Below are 21494 nucleotides of genomic sequence, written 5' to 3'. Positions count from 1 at the left end.
GTTCGGACGCGCCAATCAATAGCCGGTACATTATGCGCTGGCAACGTGCTTCAATAATTTCTTTGCTGCAAGGCTCAGGCACTCCTCGAAGGCCGTCAGATCCAGAAAGAGCTGATCCCGAGCGACCTGGCGCGTGACGATGACGCCATCACGTGCCGCTATGCCGCCGTCGAGCATCAGATTGTCGGCCATATCGAAATTCTCCAGCGCCATGCCGTCGGGACCACGGTGGCGTCCGTCCTCGCCGAGCTGAACTTCGCCGCCATAAAGCCTGCTCACACGCTCGAAGTGGTTATCGACGCAATTGGAAAAGGCAAATGCCGGGCAGCCGCGAGCGCACATGAAGCCGAGTTCGAAGGCTGTGCCGATATCGGCCGCTATGCCACGAAACGGCGTCAGATTGGCGATGATGAGATCCGCGCTCGTCATGAGTTTTTCATTGATGGCGCTGATGGCAAGGCCGCGCTGCCGGCGCGTCTCCGTCTCAGGCACGGCAAGATCACCGGGCGAAACCGGCGTAAAGCCATAGCTGCGCGCCAGCGCGATCTTGCGATCGAGGATTTCCCTCGCGTTCGGGAGAAAGACTTCCGGGCCTGCCAGATATGCTCTCAATGCCTCTCTCCTCTTCAATGGAATCTTGCACCGCAGCAGTTGCGGAACCATATGAAGCCTATGGCTGATTCAAGGCGCAGCCGCCATAGCTGGGCGCATAAATTACGAAATCGCGAAATCACGGCGATTGCCGTTCCCGGTCAACGACGAGACGCGTATAGTTCCTTTCGGACCGAATGGCGCTCTCTGTCCATGACAGGTGACGGAATTTGTGGGGTATAGAAAATGCAATCTTCCATTGAGGCCGTTACCGCCTCGAACCAGGACGACCAGGGTAACTGGCCGACGAAACAAAGCAAGATCCTCGATTGGCTTATGAACGATGTCCGCGATCAGCGGTTCATCGACAATATCCTCGTGGAACTCTGCGAGAAAATGCGGGCAATCGGAGTTCCGGTCGCAAGAGCGACGATGCACTTCCGAACGCTGCATCCGCAATGGCTAGGGGCGAGAATTCTTTGGCGCACCGGCATGAAGGAGGCCGATATTGCGACCTTCAGCTACGGGGTCGAGAATACGCCCCAATTTCTGGCAAGCCCTATCAACGAGATCTTCAATGGCGCCACAGAAGTCCGGAAAAATCTCGAGGTCTGTGAAACGTCGGAGCTGAAATATCCGTTATATAAAGAAATGCAGGCGGAAGGACTGACCGACTATATCGCCTGGCCAATTTATCACACGCTCGGCAAGCGCCACATCGTGACCTTTGCCTCGGATGCTCCTGGCGGTTTTGCCGAACCGCACATCACCTTCTTGAAGGACCTGTTGCCGGCCCTGACAATGGTGACGGAGATCCGCTTGAAGAACATCATGGCTCGCACGCTGCTGCGGACCTATGTCGGGCCGCATGCCAGCGAGAAGATCCTGGCTGGCGCCACGACGCGGGGCAGCGGCACCACCGTCGGTGCAGCGATCCTCATTTGCGATTTGCGCGACTTCACCACCATCTCGGACATGTGGCCGCGCGACGATGTCATCGAGCTGCTAAATGGCTATTTCGACGCTATGGTCGACCCGATCGAAAAGCATGGCGGCGAGATCCTCAAATTCATGGGTGACGGCCTGTTGGCCATTTTCCCGTTGAGCGATCCGAATGCCTGTCACAATCTTCTTCTTGCCATCAGCGAGGCGCAGGCGAGCGTTGCCGTGCTCAATGAGGAAAACCGCAAGCATGGCCGTGAAGTGCTGCGCTACGGTGTCGGCGTGCATGTCGGCGATGTGATGTACGGCAATATCGGCTCGCGCACACGCCTTGATTTCACGGTCATCGGTCCAGCCGTCAATATCGCCTCACGGCTGGAGTCCTTGACTAAGGAGGTCAAGCGGCCGGTGCTTCTGTCCAAGGCCTTCGTCGACATGGCCGGCTGCCGGCGGGATATGGAAAGCCTCGGCGCCTTTCCTCTGAAAGGTCTCGGCGAACCCGTCGACGTCTTCGCTTTCGCTGCAAAAGACAAACTCCCGCAGAAAGCGGAGACGCAGGCCGGATGAACATTTGGTCCGAGAGGCCATCAATTCGGTACGGCGCGATTCAGTCGGTAGCAAAACGTGAAATGGCAAAGGGTGTCCCGGTATATAGATCCCCCTATATTATGAGGTGGATCATGACGATAGCCGCCTTAATTTTGGGATCGTTCTGCGCGTACGAACGTTAATTGAGGGTTGATTCTATCGGCTCGACCACGAGGGTGCCAGCCACCCATAATACTCTGACAAGGAGAAAACAGATGAGAAAAATCCTGACCCTGGCGTTTTCAGCGGCGTCGTTGATCGTTGCGGGCACCGCTGCGGTGCGCGCAGCCGACATGCCGGCGACCTATAGCGAGGAGCCGGATGATCGCAACGGCGTGAAGATCGGCTATCTCGAATGCGATATCGGAGGCGGCGTCGGCTATGTCCTTGGTTCCGCCAAGGAAATGGATTGCACCTTCCATTCGACGGTCGGGCATTCGCGTCGTGTCGATCATTACACCGGCGCGATCCGGAAGATGGGCGTCGATCTCGGCTTTACGACCCGCAGCCGGCTCGTTTGGCTCGTCTTCGCGCCGACAGCCGGCTATCATCGTGGTTCTTTGAGCGGCCTCTACCAGGGTGCGACCGTTGAAGCGACGGTAGGTGCCGGCGTGGGCACGAACATCCTTGTCGGTGGCACCGCCGGCTCCATCCACCTGCAGACGGTTAGCGTCACGGGTCAGCTCGGCTTGAACGTCGCAGCTACCGGTACGTCGGTGACCCTGACGTCGGTCGATTGAGTATTTCGCTCAAAGTTTTGACCATATGATATGGCCGCTCTCGCCTGGCGCTGGAGCGGCCTTTTCCGTAGAGGTGCGGCGCAGCCGCTTCGAATTATCAACGCCTTAGCGCGAATTGGTTTATCCATACACTCGCGCTGCGCTATAGCTGTGTAAACCCTGAGATTCTTTGGAGCCAGAGTCATGACCGATACCGTCACCGATCGCTTTCTTCGTTACGTTGTTGTCGATACGCAATCGGATCCGGCTTCGGCCACGCAGCCCTCCACCGCGAAGCAGAAGAATCTTGGCCGCATTCTTGCCGAGGAATTGCTGGCGATCGGCCTTGGCGATGCACACCTGGATGAACATGGCTACGTCTATGCCACCATTCCATCGAATGTCGACAAGCCGGTTCCCGTTATCTGCTTCTGCTCCCATATGGACACAGCGCCCGATTTTACCGGTACGAACGTCAAGCCGCAGATCGTGCGCGACTATTCCGGCGGTGATATCCGCCTCACCGGCGATTCACAGCAGGTCATTCGCGTTGACGAGCACCCTGCCCTAAAAGATCAGATCGGCAACGACATCATCACGTCGGACGGGACGACGCTGCTTGGAGCCGATGACAAGGCTGGCCTCGCCGAAATCGTCGCGGCCGCCAAATATCTCGTCGACCATCCCGATATCCGCCACGGTACCATCAAGCTTCTGTTCACGACGGACGAAGAGATCGGGCGTGGTGTCGACAAGGTGGATTTGAAGAAGCTGGGAGCGCAATTTGCCTATACGGTCGATGGCGAAACGGCGGGGCATATAGAAGACGAGACTTTCTCAGCCGACAGTGTCGAGGTTGTCATCCATGGCGTCGCCATCCATCCAGGCTTCGCCAAAGGAAAAATGGAAAATTCCATCAGGATTGCGGGCGCGATCGTCGACAGGCTGCCGAAGAACATAGCTCCCGAAACGACGGATGGCCGCGACGGCTTCATCCACCCTACCGGCATCAGCGGCTCGATGGAAAAGGCTTCGCTCGGCTTCATCATCCGCGATTTCGACGAGCAAGGCCTTGTCGACAAGGAGACCATGCTGGAGGCGATCGTCAAGGACGTCATGAAAGCTTATCCGGGGTCCTCGCACACTTTCACCGTTCGGCATCAGTATCGCAACATGAAGACGATCCTCGATCGCCATCCGGAAATCGTCGAAAATGCTGTCGAGGCCATCCGGCGTGCCGGCATGACGCCGGTGCGCGGCAGCATTCGCGGCGGCACGGACGGTTCCAGGCTCTCCTTCATGGGTTTGCCTTGCGCCAATCTCTTTGCCGGCGGGCATGCCTTTCATTCGCCGCTGGAATGGGTGAGCCGGCAGGATATGGAACGAGCCGTAAAGACGCTTGTAGAGTTGGCTAAGGTGTGGGCGGAACGCTCCTGAACCCTTTCGAGAAAAAGCCTCGTTCATCCTATAAAAGCCTAGTAACCCTGTCGCGAAATAGGTCATTTTGGTCTGTTCGGAACCAATCTCCTTGTCATTATGCAAGCCATCCGTGAATTTTTATATTGAAGCATTAGTAATTTAGATTATTCTATAATGTAGTCTTGGGAGGAAAGGAGAATAAGTAAGCCCCTTCATTCCAACTCTACGGTGCGCGCGCTCCGGCAATCAGAACCAGACTGTCATAAAGTCTAAGCTGAAACGGAGTTTAGTCATGAGAGTACAATATTCACGGATGGCAATCGCTGCATCCGCTCTTCTTCTATTGGCCTCGACCAGTTATGCGGAGCCCGGCGGCGGTACGGATCACGGCGGCAGCCGGTCCGGAAGCGGCGGATTGGGCGCGGGTGTTGGCGTGTCGGTGGGCGGTATCAACGCTGGTTTGGGCGCCGGGCTCGGCTCCAATGGGCTTAATGCCGGCGTCGGAGCTTCCGTCGGCGGCACGAATGGCGTCAATGCCGGAGCGGGCGCTTCCGTATCCGGAACGAGTGGCGTCAATGCTGGCGTCGGCGCATCGGTTGGTGGCTCCAGCGGAGTGAATGCCGGCGTGGGCGCATCGGCCAACAGCAATGGTGTCAACGCTGGTCTCGGCGCTTCGGTCGGAGGCTCAAGCGGCGTCAATGCCGGCGCTGGCGTCTCCGTCGGCGGATCCGGGGTGGGCGTTGGAGTGGGTGTCGGTGTCGGAGGAAGCGGTTCAGGCGGCGGAAGCGGCGGTGGAACCGGTAGTGGGACTGGTGGCACCGGCTCCACGGGTGGTACCGGTTCCAGCGGAACCGGTATGGTAACCGGAGGGACCGGCGGCGCGAGCGGCTTCGGGCTGGGTTCGGGCAATTCCGGCACGGGATCGAGCACGCGCACGCTTGCCGCCTTCCGCACCATGTCTAGCGCTGAGCAGAAGCGTATGCTGATTGCCTGTCGTCAGGTGACGGCTTCCGGCAATTTCGATGCTGGTCTTGTCAGCCTTTGCCGGCTGCTGCGCAGCACGGCAAGCGCTGGTGGCCTATAGGCGGCTTGCCGCCCCTTCGCTTTAGAGCAAAAGTCTGCGCCCGTTGCCTTGATATCGGCAATGGGCGCGGACATGTGTGCCATTACCAGTCTGCGCGGGCCACATTGTCGATCATCTGCCGGCTGCGGCGCAACATCACGCCTGGGGCATCCACTGCTCTGTTCAAAAGGTTGCGTGCGCCGGCAAGCGGATGAAATCCCACCCTTTCCTCCAGCGCGGGAGGCGGATCGTCGTTTGCAACAGGCGGAGTTGCCTCTGCATATTCCGAGCGACCTGTTATCAGCGGGTCTTGTGTTTCGCATTGCGGCAAGCAGCGGTCGAAATGTTCCACGTCACCGGATGACGCCATCTTGGTCTTCGCGGCATCGGAATGCGATGCAATGCGCTTTACGGGCGGGCTGGTCTTGGCCATGACAGCAAGCGGCGAAGGCTGCGGAATTGGCACTGACATCTGCGGCTTTGCCGGGCTCGCGTCAACCGCTAACTGCAATTGGTTCATGGCAAGCTGCGGTGCGAGTGCCGCGCGATTGATCGCGATGCTGCCGTTGTCGTCGATGAAATGTATGGTGCGGTCGACGGGACCGGTTTGAACAATGACATAGAGAGCACCGACAACGGTGCCGCAAACAGCAAGTCCGGAACCCAGCCTTCGGGTCGTCTCGCTTTGACCATTCCACCATCTCATAGGCTGCGTATCCATCGACCGCTCCTTTTGACAAAAGCCCGGATAGTCATTTTCATGCGAACTGTGGCGCGGCTTTTACCGAAACGTGGCCAATTGCGGACCTTTTGCAAAGAAATGTTGACGAATGCGTTTTGCGCATCCTGACGGTAAGGATGAACTGCCTTCGACGACCGCCATTCCTCTTCATAATACTAGCGGAAGAACTGCGATGAAAAACCCCGCCCGCTCGCCGGCCGACCTGAGTTCGCGGATAGCGAGTATAGGGAAGCTGTCGTGAACATACGGTAAGAATTGATGTTTCCGCCGCAGCCTTATGATCGAAACGCGAATCATTCGTGGCGGATGGCGCCTTCAAAATCGCTGATTCGCGTAAATTGAATCTCATATTCTCGCCGCGCTTATCATGGCGGCAGGTAAATTGTATGGAACATTATTAACCATGTTTTTTAAAACTATTAATTATCTGCCGGTATTCGCTGAGTAAAACAAAACTCTACTTTGAGGGTATTCTTTCGGTACTGTTGCAACTGCCCCGGCGGTTTCCTGCCTGATTGCCAGCGAAGCATATATGTGCTTATTTTATTATATTCTGATATGTTTGAAGCATATGCGAGGGGGAATGTGAATGCTGAGAGTGCTCTGCGGTACCGTCCTGACTGGTATCGCAACGACCATGGCAGCATCGTCCGCGATGGCTGCCACTGCAACCGCCAATATGACGGTCACCATCACCATCCAGGCGCAGTGCCTCGTCCAGAGTGCCAATAATCTCAACTTTGGCACCAACGGTGTCATCACCAGCAATATCGACCAGGCAACCACCATCGGTGTGCAATGCACATCCGGGCAGACCTACAATGTCGGCCTGAGTGCCGGCGCTGGGGCGGGAGCGACAACAGCTGTCCGTGTCATGACGGGCCCGGCAAGTGCGACGATCAATTATGCGATCTATAGCGATGCCAACCGAACGCAGACTTGGGGCACCACCATAGGCACCGATACCGTCTCGGGCACGGGTAATGGCGCAGTCCAGAACATAAATGTCTATGGCCGGGTACCCCCGCAGACCACCCCGGCCGCGGGCGTCTACACCGATACCGTGGCTGTTACCGTCACCTACTAAAAACTCACAGATCCAGGAGACCGTCATGCAACGCATGTTGCCATGCATTGCCGCGACTATGCTTTTGCTGCTCGGTACTTGTGGCCTGAACGCGGCATCTCTGCGAGTGGCACCCACAAGTCTTGAACTCACGGCGCCGGCCGCAGCCACTGTCTTGAACCTCGCCAATGATGGAGATCATCCGATCAACGTCCAGATACGCGTCTTCAAGTGGAGCCAGGCAGGTGGCATAGAAACCCTGGAACCGACTCGGGATGTCGTTGCCAGCCCGCCGGCGACGAGAATGAATCCCAACGCGCAATATGTGGTCAGAGTGGTTCGTACGAGCAAGACGCCTGTCAGGGCCGAAGAGACTTATCGTGTTATCGTCGATGAACTGCCAGACCCTGCCCGCGCGCGCGCCGGCACGGTCACCCTCATCATGCGCCAGTCCATTCCAGTCTTCTTCAAGCGGCCGGACGTAAAGCCCGCCGATATCGTCTGGAGCCTCAAACGACAGGGCAGCAACCTCTCTCTGACCGGCAAGAACAATGGCGGCAGCCGCTTCCGTCTATCGAACGTAACCCTGGCGCAGGGCGCAACGAAGGTCGGCAGCCGCAACGGGCTGGTTGGATACGTACTTGCTGGTGCGACGATGCAATGGCCGATGGGAACAGCAAAATCGCTCACCGGCGGCGTCGTAACACTCCATGGCCAGAGTGATCTTGGGCCGTTCGATGCTGAAGTCACCGTTAATCAACGGTAGTGCCGGCGCCGTTTTCATATGCATGCTTTTCTCGGTGCCGGCGCTGCGTGCTCAGGAAGTGCCCGTTCAGCCGGCAAACACAGCCATGGCAGACCAACCTGCGGCCACGCTCGACGTCTACCTCGAAGTATTCATCAACAATGCATCGATGAAGATGATAGGTAATTTCAAACAACGTCCGAACGGTTCTCTCGCGGCAACCGTAAAAGAGCTGCGCGAAGTCGGCATCAAGCCGCCAGCCGGCGCAGCCGACGACAAGCTGATCGAGCTCAGCACCTTGCCCGGTCTGTCCTATCAGGTCGACGATGAGACGCAGCGCCTCTATGTCCAGACGACGGATAAAGGGCGCGCGCCTCGCGTCATCAATGTCAGGCAGCAGCAGGAGAATGCAATCCCGGCACCCCAGGCCAGCTACGGCGCCGTCCTGAATTATTCCCTCTATGCAAGTTCCAACGGTCTCTTCCAAGGCAATTCGAACATGTTCCAGGGAATATCCGGATCGTTCGACGCACGTATCTTCAGCCCCTACGGCACGCTCAGCCAGTCCTTCCTCGCCGGATATTCAGAAGGCAGCCTTGACGGCATGACCCGACTCAACACGACCTGGAGCTATTCCGATCCGAAGAACCTCGTTACCTATCGCGCGGGTGATCTAACCACCGGCGGCCTGTCATGGACACGGCCAGTCTATTTCGGCGGCATTCAGTTTCAGCGCAATTTTGCACTACGTTCGGATCTGGTGACCGAACCGCTGCCCTCATTTACCGGGACGGCGGCCGTCCCTTCGACACTCGAAATCTATACCCAGAACGTTCGCACCTATTCCAGCGACGTGCCCGCCGGACCATTCGAGGTGACCAATCTCCCGGTCTTTTCCGGAGGTGGGCAAGCGACCGTCGTGCTGCGCGACAGCCTGGGGCGCGAAACCACGCAGACCTTGCCGTTCTATTCCTCCAATTGGCTTCTACGTCAGGGCCTTTTGGACTTTTCCGCCGAAATCGGCACTCCGCGTCTGAATTTCGGAACCGATTCCAACGACTATGACGGTCGTATCATGGGAGCCGCTACCGCAAGGTACGGCCTGACCGATTGGCTGACGCTGGAGGGTCACTTCGAGGGCGGCGCTGATCTTCTGAATGGCGGCGCGGGAGCCGCCTTTCCGGTCAGTTCATTCGGGGTAGCGTCAATAGCGGGCGCGGCAAGCAAAAGCGGGTCGCGTTCCGGCGCACTGATGAATGCCTCATTCGAGCTCAGTTACGACAGATGGGCTCTTTATGCCCGCGTGCAGCGAACCTTTGGCGATTATGACGATATAGCTTCGGTCTCCGCTCGGCCGACAACCAGTGTCGCCGGAGATGTGAGCATTCTCAGCGCCGGTGTGCCGCGCGCCATCGATCAGGTCACGCTGAGCGTGCCAACGCCGCTCGATCTTTCCAGTCTCAATCTCTCTTACACCAACCTCGAAAGTGCCGACGGCGCCAGGAGCAAGATCGCCGGTCTTTCCTACAGTCAGACCTTCAAGCGGGCGACAGTCTATGCGAGCGCCTTCACGGATCTCGACGACAGAAGCAATTTCGGATTCTTTGCCGGCCTCTCAATTCCCTTCGGCGGCAACGTCACGGCCAATACGGGCGTACAAGGCGGACCTAACGGCCTCGGCGTCGTTGCCGACGTTTCCAAGTCGATGCAGCAGGAGGACGGCAGCTTCGGCTGGCGCCTGCGCACCTCCGAAGGCGAAGACACCTATCGCGAGGCGGCAGTCAGCTATCGGGCTCCCTTCGCGCAGGTCGAGGCAGGCCTGCAACAGCAGGATCATCAGACCAATGCTGTGGCTCGCGTCGATGGTGCCATTGCTGTTGCAGGCAGTGGTGTCTTTGCCACAAACCGGATCGACGATGCGTTCGCCGTCGTCGATGTCGGTGCTCCCGATGTCGAGGTCCAGCAGCAGAACAGACCTGCCGGCAAGACCAATTCGAGCGGCCGCATCCTGGTGCCCAATCTGAATTCCTATGAACCGAATACCGTATCCATCGATCCCAAGAACCTACCCGTCGATGCCGATGTGCCGGCGACGAAGGAAATCGTCGTGCCAGCGGACCGCAGCGGCGTCGTCGTCAAGTTCGGCGTGTCGGAAGCACCGCAAGCCGCCCTCATTACGATCAGGGACAAGAACGGGGTGCCGCTGCGTGCCGGGCTCGGCGGTGCCTTGAAAGGATCGAGCGAGGAATTCGTCATCGGCTATGACGGACAGGCCTACATTCGCGGACTGCATGCAAGGAACACGATCGACATATCACTTGAAGATGGAACGAAGTGCCATGCCGAATTCGCCTACAAGCCGCAGCGGGGCGAACAGGTTGTCATCGATGACGTCAAGTGCCTTTGAAAGGGAGTTGAAAAGATGCTGCGTTCGCTCACTCTTTTGCTCGCACTGCTGTTGCCTTCGCTATGCGCGGCGCAAAGCTGCAGCTTCTCAGCAACCAATATGAACTTTGGCGCGGTCGATACCCTATCAGGCACCCCGGTCAATTCGACATCGACCATAAGTGTAACCTGTTCCGGCGGCGTCCTGGACCTAGGCAAGCGGCTCTTGATTTGCCCCGATATCGGTGCAGGCAGTGGCGGAGCTTCGTCGGCCGCGGCGCGCCAGATGTTGAACGGCAGCAGTTCTTTGAACTATCAGCTCTATTCCGACAATGGCCGAAGCGTGGTGTGGGGATCAAGCAGCTGGTCCTATCCGTCACGCGCACCGGTCTATGCGCTGACGATGGCCTTGCTGAATGGTTCGTTGATCGGCGCAACCGGCAGTATGACGGTCTATGGGGCTGCGCTCGGGTCTCCACCGACGGCAGTGCCGGGGGCGTTTACCTCCAGCTTCACATCGACCTACACCTCCTTCTATTACAGCTACAGTAGTGCGACTACCTGTTCTGCTCCTTCTGGAACGATTGGAACCGCATCGTTCAGCGTCAATGCAACCGTCGCCGCCAATTGCCTTGTCAGCGTCCAGAACATTGATTTCGGGACACAGGGCGTATTGAGCACGAATGTCGATGCCACCGGTTCCGTCACGGCAACCTGTACGCCGGGCACGACTTATACGATCTCCTTGGGTGGCGGCGGCGCGAATGCTCTGCCGACGGCGCGAAAGATGGCGAAAGGATCGGAGACGGTGACCTACGGCCTCTACAAGGACACCAGCCGGTCGCAGCCCTGGGGCGATGCCAATACGCCGGGTAGCACCGTCGCCGGAACGGGAACCGGCAGTGCTCAACTGTTGACGGTCTACGGCCGAGTGCCACCGCAGACCACGCCATCCTCAGGCATTTACACCGATACGGTCGTGGTGACGCTCACCTACTGACTGCGAGTTTCCAACAAGCAGGTTGTTCGGATAATCTCGGTCATAGCGAAGCGTGTCAGGCCGCGCTTGCGCCGCTCTGGCCGCGTCTCGAGGCGGAGATTGCCGTTTGTCCAGTCGTCTTCTCGGACGAGCAGACCAAATTGCGCCCGTTGCGTTTGGCATGATAGAGCCGGTTGTCCGCAACGACGACCAGCTTTTCCCAGTTTTCGAACAGGCATTGCGCCTGCCAATCGACGCCGAAGCTGGCGGTCACCTTCAAGCCATGTTCATCGCTGACGACGGCTTGCGCCAATGTTTCCCGCAATCGCTCGGCCGTTGAACGCGCTGACACCTCGGTGACGTCACCCATTACGACGATGAATTCCTCACCGCCGTAGCGGGCGAATAGATCGGCGGGGCGCAGGCACGGGCCTAGAATCTGCGCCATTCTTTGTAGCACCATGTCGCCGACGGCGTGACCGTACCGATCATTGATCGATTTGAAATGGTCGATATCGAACATGATGATTGCGAAGCCTCGGGAGCCAGCTTCCGGAGTCGCGAGCAATTCCTCCACCGCATCCTCTAGCGCGCGCCGATTGAGAAGACCAGTGAGCGCATCCGTCTGGGAGAGACGTCTTAACTCCTCCGTCATCGATTTGCGCTCCATTTCCAGGTGCCGCTTGAAGCGTTGCTGCTCACGCAAAAGGTCAAGACGCAGGAACAGTTCCCGCATCTCACGTCCGGCATGGGGTATCGGCGGTGGCGTCGTAAGATTGCCAACGGCAATCTCGTCGATCTGTCGCATGACAGCCAGCATCGGCCGGAAGAGCGAACGTCTGAGCACGTAGGCTAACCAAATCACAACCGATACCGCCATGACGGCAAGCAGTGCGGAGATCAGCATGGCTCTCAGGGATTTCTGCTGTACTTCGTCGAGAGAGTTCAATGCCGCGGTTTCGATGAGTTCACGCAGGTTCTCGGTCGATTTCATTCCAGGCACGTATTTCGCTGTGAACTCTCCGGGTGTGAGCGCATCGCTCGCATTCGCATCAAAGGCGACGCGCTGAGCGTAAGGCAGCGCTCCGGCAAAGTAACTGACCGTCACCTGATCCAACAGCCTTGCGAGAGCCTGGGATTGCAATGTAACGGGCGCATAGGTTTTCAGCAGCGCATTCACTTCGAAAAGCCTGTTCAATTCGTTGTCGAACGCAGCTCTATAGTGGGAACGGGCCTGCCCCTGTGAGGCCAGCATTATGACGACATAGGAGCCCAGCCTTCCGGCACGCTCTCTGAGCGTTCCGGCCATCGAGGTCAGCATGACTTCGGCGCCTGTCTCGGGCGCCAGTGCAATGACCGATCGGCCGGCGACATCCCGGTAATCCTGGGCGCGATCCGCTGCACGGAACATTGCCTGTATGGCGTCTGCGATCCTTGCGCCGCTGCGCTCGCCGCGTGGCAAGGCGGCCACTGCATCGACCGCCAGGCGGCCGCTCTCCAGCTGAGCCTTAAGCGCCATGAATGCGCTGCGCATTTCCGCGGACTGGTCTATTTCCGTTTTAAAGAGTGCTTCGAGCTCGGCGATATCTTTATCGGTTGCTTCGCGGCTTGCTTTCAGATCGGCAGCAAATTGTGCTTGCTCACGCTCCGAAGCGCCCATGAGACTGTTTGCAGGACCGCGTTCTCTCGATATCGTCGCCGCCGCGTGCAGCGCCTTATGGAAACGGCCGAATTCGATTACGCCGTGCTTGTAGTTGAGATAATCCGACAGGCTGAAGGCAATCGTCGAGCCGGCCATCATCAAGCAAACCATGATAACAGCTACCGCGCCGATCCATTGTAGCTGTTGAATTTTAAGCCGCGACAATAAATGCTCTCCAAAATCACCGTCTATTGCGGATTACATCAGGTTTGATGGAATCTTCACTTAACGAACAGGCTTAAATCTTTCTCATGTTCTTTAAGTCCCATATCCGAAACAGCCGGCCTGGACATAACAGTCTTCAGCCCGCGGGATGACAGTTTTGTCGATCTTGCCTGCTGAATTATATTGCGGCTGGTTGCCGGCGGCATGCTCCGCGCGTGCGATAGGAAGAATAGTGCCGAAAATGAGTTCGCGGCCCGTATCGCAATTGCTTGATAGCGGACCCGCTTCATCACGCGATTCTTGCCGGGAAAATCTAGTTTTGCAAAAAAATCGAAGGCATCAGGTTGGCGCGAGCCGAATAATGTGGCTGGCCGACGACATGGGATATCACCAGCGCATAGACCAGGATAGAGCCGACGACGATGACGATGCCGCTGATGGGAAGTCCAATTTTTGATTTGGGAGCGGTCGACGTATCCGGCGGATTCGCGCGGGTGGCCTTTCGGGTGGGTTGATCCGCCGCAAGGGGAAGCTGCAGCTCCCTTTCCATGCGAGCCTGCGCATCAAGGAGCTTGCCGTATTTCGTTGCGGGCCGAAACTGGATGACTTCGCCCATTTCTCACGCGGTCCCTTTCACCGCTTGCGGTTATTGGCCATTTTCCTGGCTGTTGTCATTGTTGCTATAGTCGACACGAACCACGACCTTTTCCGGCCGTTGCTCGCCATGCGGAATGATCACAGTTACGATACAACGATTCTCGCGTGGCTTTACGGATAGGAGGCGTCCCTTGGTCGTCGACAGAACCTGATCGACCGCACTCGAACAATCCTGAACATTATAGGTACTTTGAGCGACTTGACCTGCCATTGCGGAGCCTGCAATCGAAATTCCCGCAAGTATCGTTAGAACCCTGATCATGCTTCCACTATACCTCAACGAAGGCAAGGAAGCGACAGCAGTTCGCAATAAACCAAGTCTATTTGCGCCATCTTTTCTTCTGTGCGGCAGAAATCACAGAGGTCAATATCGGCCGGGCAGCCGTGGACTTTTATGGCGAATTCATGGATGGAGATGCGGCGCATTCGGTCGATAGTTGTGTGACCTCCCCGCGACGAAGCCAACGCGCAGTTAGCCAATAGAGGTTTCGGCTTCCTGGCCGTTGAGCGGAAAGCTGATGGCGCGCTGATGGGCGGTGCTGGCCTTTCGCGACCCGGGCCGGAAGTTCCAGGCAATTTCCGGCTGAAGATCGGTTGGATTCTGGCGACTTCCTATTGGCGGCAGGGCTACGCAGTGGAATTTAGCCGGCGTTGTCTGGAATTCGCCTGGCAGGAGCTGCAGGCTGATTGCGTGATCGGCTACACCTCGGCGATCAATACCCCTTCCCGCCGCGCGATGGAGAAGATCGGCATGATCCAACTCGAAAGTGGCGATTTCGATGATATCACCATGCCGCCAGGCAATATTCTCCGGCCGCACGTGCTCTATCGCGTCGATCGCCCCAAGCAAGAAATTCATGAATGAACAGGGAGTAAGCCGCGACGAAAGCCTGCGGATCGGCAATCTTGCTTCTTGCCTTAGCCGTGCTTTCACGCGAAAAATTTGCCATGAGCATACCGACATCCCACCCCTTCGACTTCGATCCGACCTATGGCATGCAGCTTGCACAGTTGCAGGCGATAGAGACGCCGGAAGCCCCGACGGGCTTCGACAACTTCTGGCGGCAGCGCTACAGGGCGGCCCTAGCCATCGATCCGCAACCCAAGCTTCGCCACAGCAAGCAACGTCATGACAATTGGCACGTCTTCGATATCAGCTACATGTCGACAGGGTCGTTTCAGATCAATGGCTGGCTGCTCATTCCCCGCAGCGGAGAGGTGCGGCGCGGCCTGGTCGTCGGACACGGATATGGCGGAAGAGACCAGCCGGAATTCGAATGGCCGGTAGAAGAGACGGCTATCCTTTTTCCCTGTTGCCGCGGGCTCTCCCTCAGCGCCAGCCCGAAAATCCCCTCGGATGCTTCTGGTCATGTTCTTTGCGGTATCGAAAACCGCGATACCTATGTCATCGGCGGCTGCGTGGAAGACATCTGGCTCGCCGTCTCGACATTGGAGACCCTCTATCCGTGGCTTGCCGGCCATATCGGCTATAGCGGCATCAGTTTCGGGGGCGGCATCGGCGCCCTGGCAATTCCTTTCGATGCGCGGATCAGGCGCGGCCACCTCATCGTTCCGACTTTCGGCCACCGGCGGTTATGGCTGGCATTGCCAACCGTCGGCAGCGCACAATCGGTTCAGGTCTATCAGGAAAAGCACGGCAGCGTTTTGGAGACGCTGCGCTTCTTCGATGCTGCGATCGCGGCAAGTCGTATCGCTGTGCCGATGCTTGTGGCACCCGCACTTTTCGATCCGGCCGTCGCACCACCCTGCCAGTTCTCTGTCGCAAATGCGCTGCAGAAATTTAATGAAATCTTCATTCTGGATGCCGGTCACTTCGATTATGCTGGCAGCGAGCAGCAGAACGCAATTCTGCGAGACAAGGTCGAGCAATTCTTCAAGGTGCTATGAACCGCGAATATCTATGCTGGTACAGCCCTCGGCTGCATCGCGACATGGAGTTGCTGGTGTTCGGCCATGCCGGCGCCAAGGTATTGGTATTTCCCACCCGCGACGGTCGTTTCTGGGAATATGAGCAGGTAGGCATCGTGGCCTCTCTCGCGGACAAGCTGAATGCCGGACAGCTTCAGCTCTACTGCATCGAAGGGCTGGCGGCAGAAACCTTCTATGGCTTTCATCGCCACCCATCCGAGCGCATTCGCAGACACAACGCTTTTGAGGAATACATCCTCAACGAAGTCCTGCCTCTGATGACGCAGAAGAACGGGCATGAGTGCACTATCGTTCACGGCTGCAGCCTCGGCGCCTTCCAGGCCGCAAGCCTGGTTTTCCGCCACCCTCACCTCTTCCGCAAGCTGGTCGCCTTTTCCGGCCGCTACGATCTGACGATGAAGGTCGAATCCTTCACGGATCTGTTCGACGGCTATTACGACGATGATATCTATTTTCACACTCCGACGCATTTTCTGCCGGGACTTGCCTGCGAGTGGCGTTTGGACAGGTTGCGCCAGATCGATATCGTCATGACGATCGGAGACGCCGATCCCTTCTTCGACAATAATCGTCATCTGAGCCAGCTGCTCGCCGATAAGCGGATCGATCATCGGCTGCATGTATGGGACGGACGCGCGCATCGCGCAGATGCTTGGCGCCGAATGGCGCCACTCTATATCTGACGAAGAAAACGAGTTCCCAGGCCTTCAGGCCAGCCCGGCCGGTATCGGTCGAAGCGCCTTATGTGCGCCGTAATCGCGCTCGTGGGATTTGCGGTGTTGCCGCTCGGAGCTTGCGGAAAACTCGACCAGAATACGCTCCATCATGCCATCCGGATAGGTTCCGGTGTCGTTCGTTTCAACTTCCGACTGGGCGGTAACAATCTTCATATTCATCTCTAGTCCTCCGGCTCTGCACGGAAACCCTTGATTCCAATATCTGTTCCATTAGTATTCCTGAAAATTGTTAAAAAATTAACTACGTCCGTTAATCAAATCGGGCGCCACGGCATCGAACTTGAATGGCTGGCCGGATTGGAACATTCTCGCAATCCTGGCGTTCAATCTCTGATTTGATGGGGGGCTTGATGTATCGATCCAAATCGCCCTGGGCGCAGTTCTTCTCGTTGCCGGCGAAGCAGCTGATATTGATTTAGACTTTAACCTCGAGGTTGAGATCCAAAAGGACCTCGCGGGAGTTCGCATGCCTTCGATCAATCACTGTCCAATCGGCGGATAGACTGGAGCAGATCATGGCCATCGTCATCACATCGATCATCCTCGCACTCATCGGTCTGGCGCTCGGTGGCGGCGGCCTCTGGCTTGTGCTGCTTGGCGGAAGTCCCTTTTATCTTCTGGCCGGCATCGCCTTCCTCCTGACGGCGATCCTGCTTTATATGCGCAAGGCAGCCGCGCTTTGGCTCTATGCGATCTTCGTACTGGCAGCGCTTGGATGGGCGATCTGGGAGGTCGGTTTCGACTGGTGGCAGCTCGGTCCGCGCGGCGGCCTGATCATTCTGATCGGTCTCTGGTTATTGACGCCATGGGTCCGGCGCCCCATGGGCTTTCGCAGCCTGGACGGCGTTCACTACGGGGCCAATCCCTGGCCGCTTGCAATCCCCTTGATCATCGCCATCCTCATTGCAGTCTATTCGATGACGACCGATCCGCACGATCTCTCTGGCGATCTGCCAACGACAACAGCCGCGAATGCCCCGATGGGCGGTGATGTGCCCGATGGTGAATGGCATCAATATGGTCGAACCTCGTTTGGTCAGCGTTACTCGCCTCTCGATCAGATCAATGCGCAGAATGTTGCGAACCTCAAGGAAGTCTGGCGATATCAGACAGGTGATGTAAAGCGCCCCGACGACATCGGCGAAACGACCTATCAGGTTACGCCACTCAAGATCGGCGATACGCTTTATATCTGCACACCCCATAGTCTGGCGATCGCAATCGGCGCGACGAATGGTAAGGAAAAATGGCGCTACGATGCCAATGCCGGCATGAACCCCAATCGGCAGCATCAGACCTGCCGCGGCGTCTCTTATTATCACGACGTAACTGCTGCAGCCGGGGCGCCATGTGCCGATCGCGTCTATCTGCCGACCTCGGATGCCAGGCTGATCGCACTCGATGCCGCCAACGGCAAAGTGTGCCCGAGCTTTGCCGATCAGGGCACCCTGCATCTTGAAACTGGCATGAAATACAATCCGGCCGGTTATTATTATTCGACATCGCCGCCCGTGATAGTCGCCGACAAGATCATCATCGGCGGCGCGGTGAATGACAATTACTCCACCCAGGAACAGTCAGGCGTCATCCGCGCCTTCGATGCCCGGACCGGCGCACTGCTCTGGAACTGGGATTCGGGCAATCCGGATCAGACAGCGCCGTTGCCCGCAGGGCAGACCTACACGACCAATTCGCCGAACAGTTGGTCGGTTTCCAGCGCCGACGAGACGCTCGGCATGGTCTATGTTCCGCTTGGCAATCAGACGCCGGACCAGCTCGGCATGGGCCGCAGCGCCAATGTCGAACGCTTCTCATCCTCTGTGGTCGCGCTCGACATCAATACCGGCCAGCTCAAATGGGTGCAGCAATTCGTCCATCACGATCTCTGGGATATGGATGTGCCCGCCCAGCCCGTACTTGTCGATCTGACGAAGCCCGACGGCAGCACGGTTCCCGCGCTGGTCGCTTCGACCAAGCAGGGCGACATATACGTGCTCGATCGCCGCACCGGCACGCCCATCATTCCTTTCAGGGAAATACCGGCGCCGGGCGGCACCATTCCCGAGGATCATGCCTCGCCGACACAACCGATCTCCGATTTGACTTTCTCGCCGCCACCCTTGCAGGAAAAGGACATGTGGGGCGTCTCGCTGTTCGATCAGCTCGCCTGCCGCATCGCCTTCCATCGGCATCAATATGAAGGCCGCTACACGCCACCATCGCTGCGCGGTTCCATCATCTTCCCCGGCAATTTCGGCACCTTCAACTGGGGCAGCGTTGCCGTCGACCCCGAACGGCAGATCATGTTCGGCATGCCGACCTATCTTGCCTTCACTTCCCGGCTGGTGCCCCGCGCCGAGATCCCGCCAAAGGGCGCTGGCGACAAGGGCAGCGAACAGGGGCTCAACCGAAATGAAGGCTCACCCTATGGCGTCTATATGGGGCCGTTCGTCAGCCCGCTCGGCATTCCCTGCCAGGCACCGCCTTGGGGCTATGTCGCCGGTGTCGATCTGAAGACCGGCAAGATCGCCTACAAGCACAAGAACGGCACCGTCCATGACATGACGCCCCTGCCCCTTCCCTTCAAGGTCGGCGTTCCCGGCATTGGCGGCCCGATCGTCACCAAGGGCGGAGTAGCGTTCCTGGGGGCAGCGGTGGACAATTATCTTAGGGCCTATGATGTCACGACCGGGAGGCAGCTTTGGCAGGCACGCCTTCCGGCGGGCGGCCAGGCAACGCCGATGACCTATACCGCCAGCGACAACAAGCAATATGTCGTCATGGTGGCGGGAGGCCACGGCTCGGTCGGAACGAAGCCGGGCGACTATGTGATTGGTTATACCCTGCCATGAATTGGCGACGGAGCTGCCAGACAAGCCGCTCCCTTCTGCCGCGGCCCTGGCTTAACTCTTCGAAGAGCGGAGATCCCCCTCGGCGCCGTGATCCCCGGAGTCTGGTGGAGGCTCCCAGCCGAAGACGCTGCGGCCGCCATAGGAAAAGGAGCGGTCGAATTCGCCGGCAACGATCTCCTTGAGATCGGGGCCGGTGACATAACGCTCCAGCATCCGCGATTGGTCATCCAGCCGCTTCAGCGCCGACAATTCCTCGTCACGACCGAGGCGTCCCTTCCTGACGGCGGATTTCATCACGCTGATCGTCTCATCATAGACCTTCAGCGGCACCGGAAACGGATGCCGGTCCTTGCCGCCATGGGCGAGCGAGAAGCGCGCTGGGTCGGAGAAGCGGCAGGGTGCGCCATGGACGACTTCGGCGACCATCGCTAAAGCCCTGACCGTTCTGGCGCCGACGCCGGGCGTCAGAAGCAGATCCTCGAAATCCACCGGACCGCGATCGGCGGCCGCAGCGAGATTTCCGTGCAGGCGCCTCATGTTCACATCTTCCTGGCGCACATCATGATGTGCCGGCATGACGAGGTACGGCAGCATCGGCTGCGCTTCCTGCTTGCCAATTACTGGAGATTTCCCTTCCAGGACATTGAATTCGCGAATGATTTTATCTGGCCCCAACGAGGAGAGCAAATCCAGCTGACCGTCGCGGGAACGCTCGGCGCGCCGATCGGCAAGATTGACGATCTCGCCCTGCTCGCGCCCTTCGATAGCCGCGTGCGGCGAATCCAGGAAGCTCGTCAAACCCTCCGATAGCCAGTGATATCGACGCGCCTGCCGCCGTTCCTCGTTCATACCCTGCTGGATGACGACCCACTTGCCGTCATCGGCGACGATGAAGCCATGCAGATAGAGGTCGAAGCCATCCTGCACGGCCGCGCTGTCCACCTTCGCGATCAGCCGGCTCTTCATGGCAAGGGACGCGCCGTCGATACCGACGCGATCGCCGATATCAAGCAGTTCGCCCGGCGTCTTGCGCGATTGCGCGCCGCGGCCGCCGCAGACGTGGATGCCAAGTTCGCCGGATAGCGGCGTCAGGCCGCGCTTCAGAGCACCCAGGACGCTCGTCGTGATCCCCGAGGAATGCCAATCCATGCCCATGACGGCGCCGAAAGACTGGAACCAGAAGGGATTGGCGAGGCGGCGAAAGAGCTCGTCGCGACCATAATGCTGCACGATCGCCTCGGTGATGACGGCGCCCAGGCGCGTCATGCGGTCTCCAAGCCACCGCGGTACGCGGCCGCCATGCAGGGGAAGATCAGCTTTGCCGGCTCTCTGTGCCAAATCCACGACTCTCGTTCTTTACCGTGGCATTGTAGCCCCGGAAGCCGAGATATGCCATTCGCAAGGTGTAGCGATCAGCTAGGGGCACTAAATATCAATGGTGACGAGGTTAAGCCAACGCAGCCGGCGCAAAATCCTGCATCGCGCCCGAAAAAGGCTTTGGCAATGGGGAGGCATAGGAACTGCGCTTGCTGGTGGAAAGGCCCAGAGACACCAAAGCTTCGGCCTGCTTGACCGCTGCGGCGACACCATCCACGACGGGAACGCCGTAGATCGATTGGAGCGTTCTTGCGAGGTCGGTCATGCCGGCGCAACCGAGTACGATGGCTTCCGCTCCATCTTCGGCAAGCGCTCGCTCGATTTCCGTCCGCAGCTTTCCGATTGCACCCGAAGAGACATCTTCAAGCTCGAGAACAGGGATATCGGACGCACGAACCTTCGCCCGCGCGCCCATGCCATAACGCTGGACGAGGTTGTCGATGAGGATGCGCGAGCGTTCGAGCGTCGTCACTACGCTAAAGCGCTGTGCCAGGAAGCCGGCCGTCGCTACGGCTGCTTCACACAGACCGACGATAGGTACGTCGCAGAACATGCGTGCGGCTTCCAGACCGGTGTCGTCGAAACAGCAGATGATCGCGGCGTCATAGCCGCCAAGTTGCCTCTCCCTTAGTTCGCGCAGCATGCCCGGTACGGCTATCGCTCCGTCGTAATAGCCCTCGATCGAGGCCGGCCCCATCTGAGATGTGGCAGCGATGATCTCCGTGCCGGGGGCTGCTACGGCACGCGCGGCGATCGCCGCCTTTTCCGTCATGGAAGCGGTCGTATTCGGATTGATGAGCAGCAGGCGCATGATC

The 21494-nt window shown here is 58.2% G+C and carries 19 protein-coding genes and 1 pseudogene; 12 read left to right on the top strand and 8 right to left on the bottom strand.

Annotated features, from left to right (window positions below; genetic code table 11):
• Window positions 1-30: 30 nt before the first annotated feature.
• Window positions 31-612, bottom strand: a complete 582-nt coding sequence (locus tag PH562_RS06675; protein WP_285172138.1) for a nucleoside 2-deoxyribosyltransferase — start codon at window positions 610-612, stop codon at window positions 31-33.
• A 225-nt stretch (window positions 613-837) separates the two neighbouring features.
• Here PH562_RS06675 and PH562_RS06670 point away from each other — a divergent pair, with 225 nt between their 5' ends.
• The 4 genes from PH562_RS06670 (at window position 838) to PH562_RS06655 (ending at window position 5343) form a co-directional block, all read left to right on the top strand.
• Window positions 838-2100: an adenylate/guanylate cyclase domain-containing protein gene (locus PH562_RS06670; protein WP_285172137.1), complete on the top strand. Its 1263-nt coding sequence runs from the start codon at window positions 838-840 to the stop codon at window positions 2098-2100.
• 236 nt (window positions 2101-2336) lie between these two features.
• A complete protein-coding gene (locus PH562_RS06665) occupies window positions 2337-2861 on the top strand; it encodes a DUF992 domain-containing protein (protein ID WP_113233295.1) in 525 nt (174 codons plus the stop codon).
• A 183-nt stretch (window positions 2862-3044) separates the two neighbouring features.
• Window positions 3045-4277: a peptidase T gene (gene pepT / locus PH562_RS06660; RefSeq protein WP_285172136.1), complete on the top strand. Its 1233-nt coding sequence runs from the start codon at window positions 3045-3047 to the stop codon at window positions 4275-4277.
• A 274-nt stretch (window positions 4278-4551) separates the two neighbouring features.
• Window positions 4552-5343 carry a hypothetical protein gene (locus PH562_RS06655; RefSeq protein WP_285172135.1) on the top strand — a complete coding sequence of 264 codons (792 nt, stop codon included), beginning with the start codon at window positions 4552-4554 and terminating at the stop codon, window positions 5341-5343.
• A gap of 82 nt (window positions 5344-5425) precedes the next feature.
• Here PH562_RS06655 and PH562_RS06650 read toward each other — a convergent pair whose 3' ends face one another.
• On the bottom strand, window positions 5426-6043 hold the full coding sequence (locus PH562_RS06650) for a hypothetical protein (RefSeq protein WP_285172134.1): 618 nt from the start codon (window positions 6041-6043) through the stop codon (window positions 5426-5428).
• Between the two features lie 610 nt (window positions 6044-6653).
• Between PH562_RS06650 and PH562_RS06645 the strand changes: the two genes are divergently transcribed.
• From PH562_RS06645 to PH562_RS06630, 4 genes are read left to right on the top strand one after another with little or no spacing between them, the layout of a single operon-like run.
• Window positions 6654-7151, top strand: coding sequence for a Csu type fimbrial protein (locus PH562_RS06645; RefSeq protein ID WP_285172133.1), 498 nt, complete (start codon window positions 6654-6656; stop codon window positions 7149-7151).
• Between the two features lie 25 nt (window positions 7152-7176).
• Window positions 7177-7896, top strand: coding sequence for a fimbrial biogenesis chaperone (locus tag PH562_RS06640; RefSeq protein WP_285172132.1), 720 nt, complete (start codon window positions 7177-7179; stop codon window positions 7894-7896).
• 22 nt (window positions 7897-7918) lie between these two features.
• Window positions 7919-10282: a fimbria/pilus outer membrane usher protein gene (locus tag PH562_RS06635; RefSeq protein WP_285172170.1), complete on the top strand. Its 2364-nt coding sequence runs from the start codon at window positions 7919-7921 to the stop codon at window positions 10280-10282.
• Between the two features lie 15 nt (window positions 10283-10297).
• Window positions 10298-11260 carry a Csu type fimbrial protein gene (locus PH562_RS06630; RefSeq protein WP_285172131.1) on the top strand — a complete coding sequence of 321 codons (963 nt, stop codon included), beginning with the start codon at window positions 10298-10300 and terminating at the stop codon, window positions 11258-11260.
• Between the two features lie 55 nt (window positions 11261-11315).
• Here PH562_RS06630 and PH562_RS06625 read toward each other — a convergent pair whose 3' ends face one another.
• From PH562_RS06625 to PH562_RS06615, 3 genes are all read right to left on the bottom strand, one after another.
• On the bottom strand, window positions 11316-13052 hold the full coding sequence (locus tag PH562_RS06625; protein ID WP_285172130.1) for a GGDEF domain-containing protein: 1737 nt from the start codon (window positions 13050-13052) through the stop codon (window positions 11316-11318).
• Between the two features lie 367 nt (window positions 13053-13419).
• A complete protein-coding gene (locus PH562_RS06620; protein WP_285172129.1) occupies window positions 13420-13722 on the bottom strand; it encodes a hypothetical protein in 303 nt (100 codons plus the stop codon).
• Window positions 13723-13752: 30 nt separating this feature from the next.
• On the bottom strand, window positions 13753-13974 hold the full coding sequence (locus PH562_RS06615; RefSeq protein WP_285172128.1) for a hypothetical protein: 222 nt from the start codon (window positions 13972-13974) through the stop codon (window positions 13753-13755).
• Between the two features lie 270 nt (window positions 13975-14244).
• Between PH562_RS06615 and PH562_RS06610 the strand changes: the two are divergent.
• From PH562_RS06610 to PH562_RS06600, 3 genes and pseudogenes are all read left to right on the top strand, one after another.
• Window positions 14245-14628 (top strand): annotated as a pseudogene (locus PH562_RS06610) (GNAT family N-acetyltransferase); the annotation flags it as partial.
• 83 nt (window positions 14629-14711) lie between these two features.
• Window positions 14712-15671, top strand: a complete 960-nt coding sequence (locus PH562_RS06605) for an acetylxylan esterase (RefSeq protein WP_285172127.1) — start codon at window positions 14712-14714, stop codon at window positions 15669-15671.
• Window positions 15668-16396, top strand: coding sequence for an esterase family protein (locus PH562_RS06600; RefSeq protein ID WP_285172126.1), 729 nt, complete (start codon window positions 15668-15670; stop codon window positions 16394-16396). The genes PH562_RS06605 and PH562_RS06600 overlap by 4 nt, the downstream gene beginning before the upstream one ends.
• Before the next feature lie 24 nt (window positions 16397-16420).
• Here PH562_RS06600 and PH562_RS06595 read toward each other — a convergent pair whose 3' ends face one another.
• Window positions 16421-16609: a hypothetical protein gene (locus tag PH562_RS06595; RefSeq protein WP_095436481.1), complete on the bottom strand. Its 189-nt coding sequence runs from the start codon at window positions 16607-16609 to the stop codon at window positions 16421-16423.
• Window positions 16610-16965: 356 nt separating this feature from the next.
• Here PH562_RS06595 and PH562_RS06590 point away from each other — a divergent pair, with 356 nt between their 5' ends.
• Entirely contained in the window at window positions 16966-19302 is a 2337-nt protein-coding gene (locus PH562_RS06590) for a glucose/quinate/shikimate family membrane-bound PQQ-dependent dehydrogenase (RefSeq protein ID WP_285172125.1), read from the top strand.
• Window positions 19303-19353: 51 nt separating this feature from the next.
• On the opposite strand, the gene PH562_RS06585 is transcribed toward PH562_RS06590, so the two are convergent.
• Complete coding sequence (locus PH562_RS06585) at window positions 19354-20640, bottom strand: DUF763 domain-containing protein (RefSeq protein WP_285172124.1); 1287 nt, start codon at window positions 20638-20640, stop codon at window positions 19354-19356.
• A gap of 109 nt (window positions 20641-20749) precedes the next feature.
• The gene (locus PH562_RS06580) at window positions 20750-21490 is read right to left on the bottom strand and encodes an aspartate/glutamate racemase family protein (RefSeq protein ID WP_285172123.1); all 741 of its coding nucleotides are present in this window, start codon (window positions 21488-21490) and stop codon (window positions 20750-20752) included.
• Between the last annotated feature and the right edge of the window lie 4 nt (window positions 21491-21494).

The organism is Rhizobium centroccidentale (assembly GCF_030182565.1).
Lineage (GTDB): Bacteria > Pseudomonadota > Alphaproteobacteria > Rhizobiales > Rhizobiaceae > Rhizobium.
Note: the sequence above shows the minus strand (reverse complement) of the source record. Positions and strands in the feature narration are given on the sequence as shown.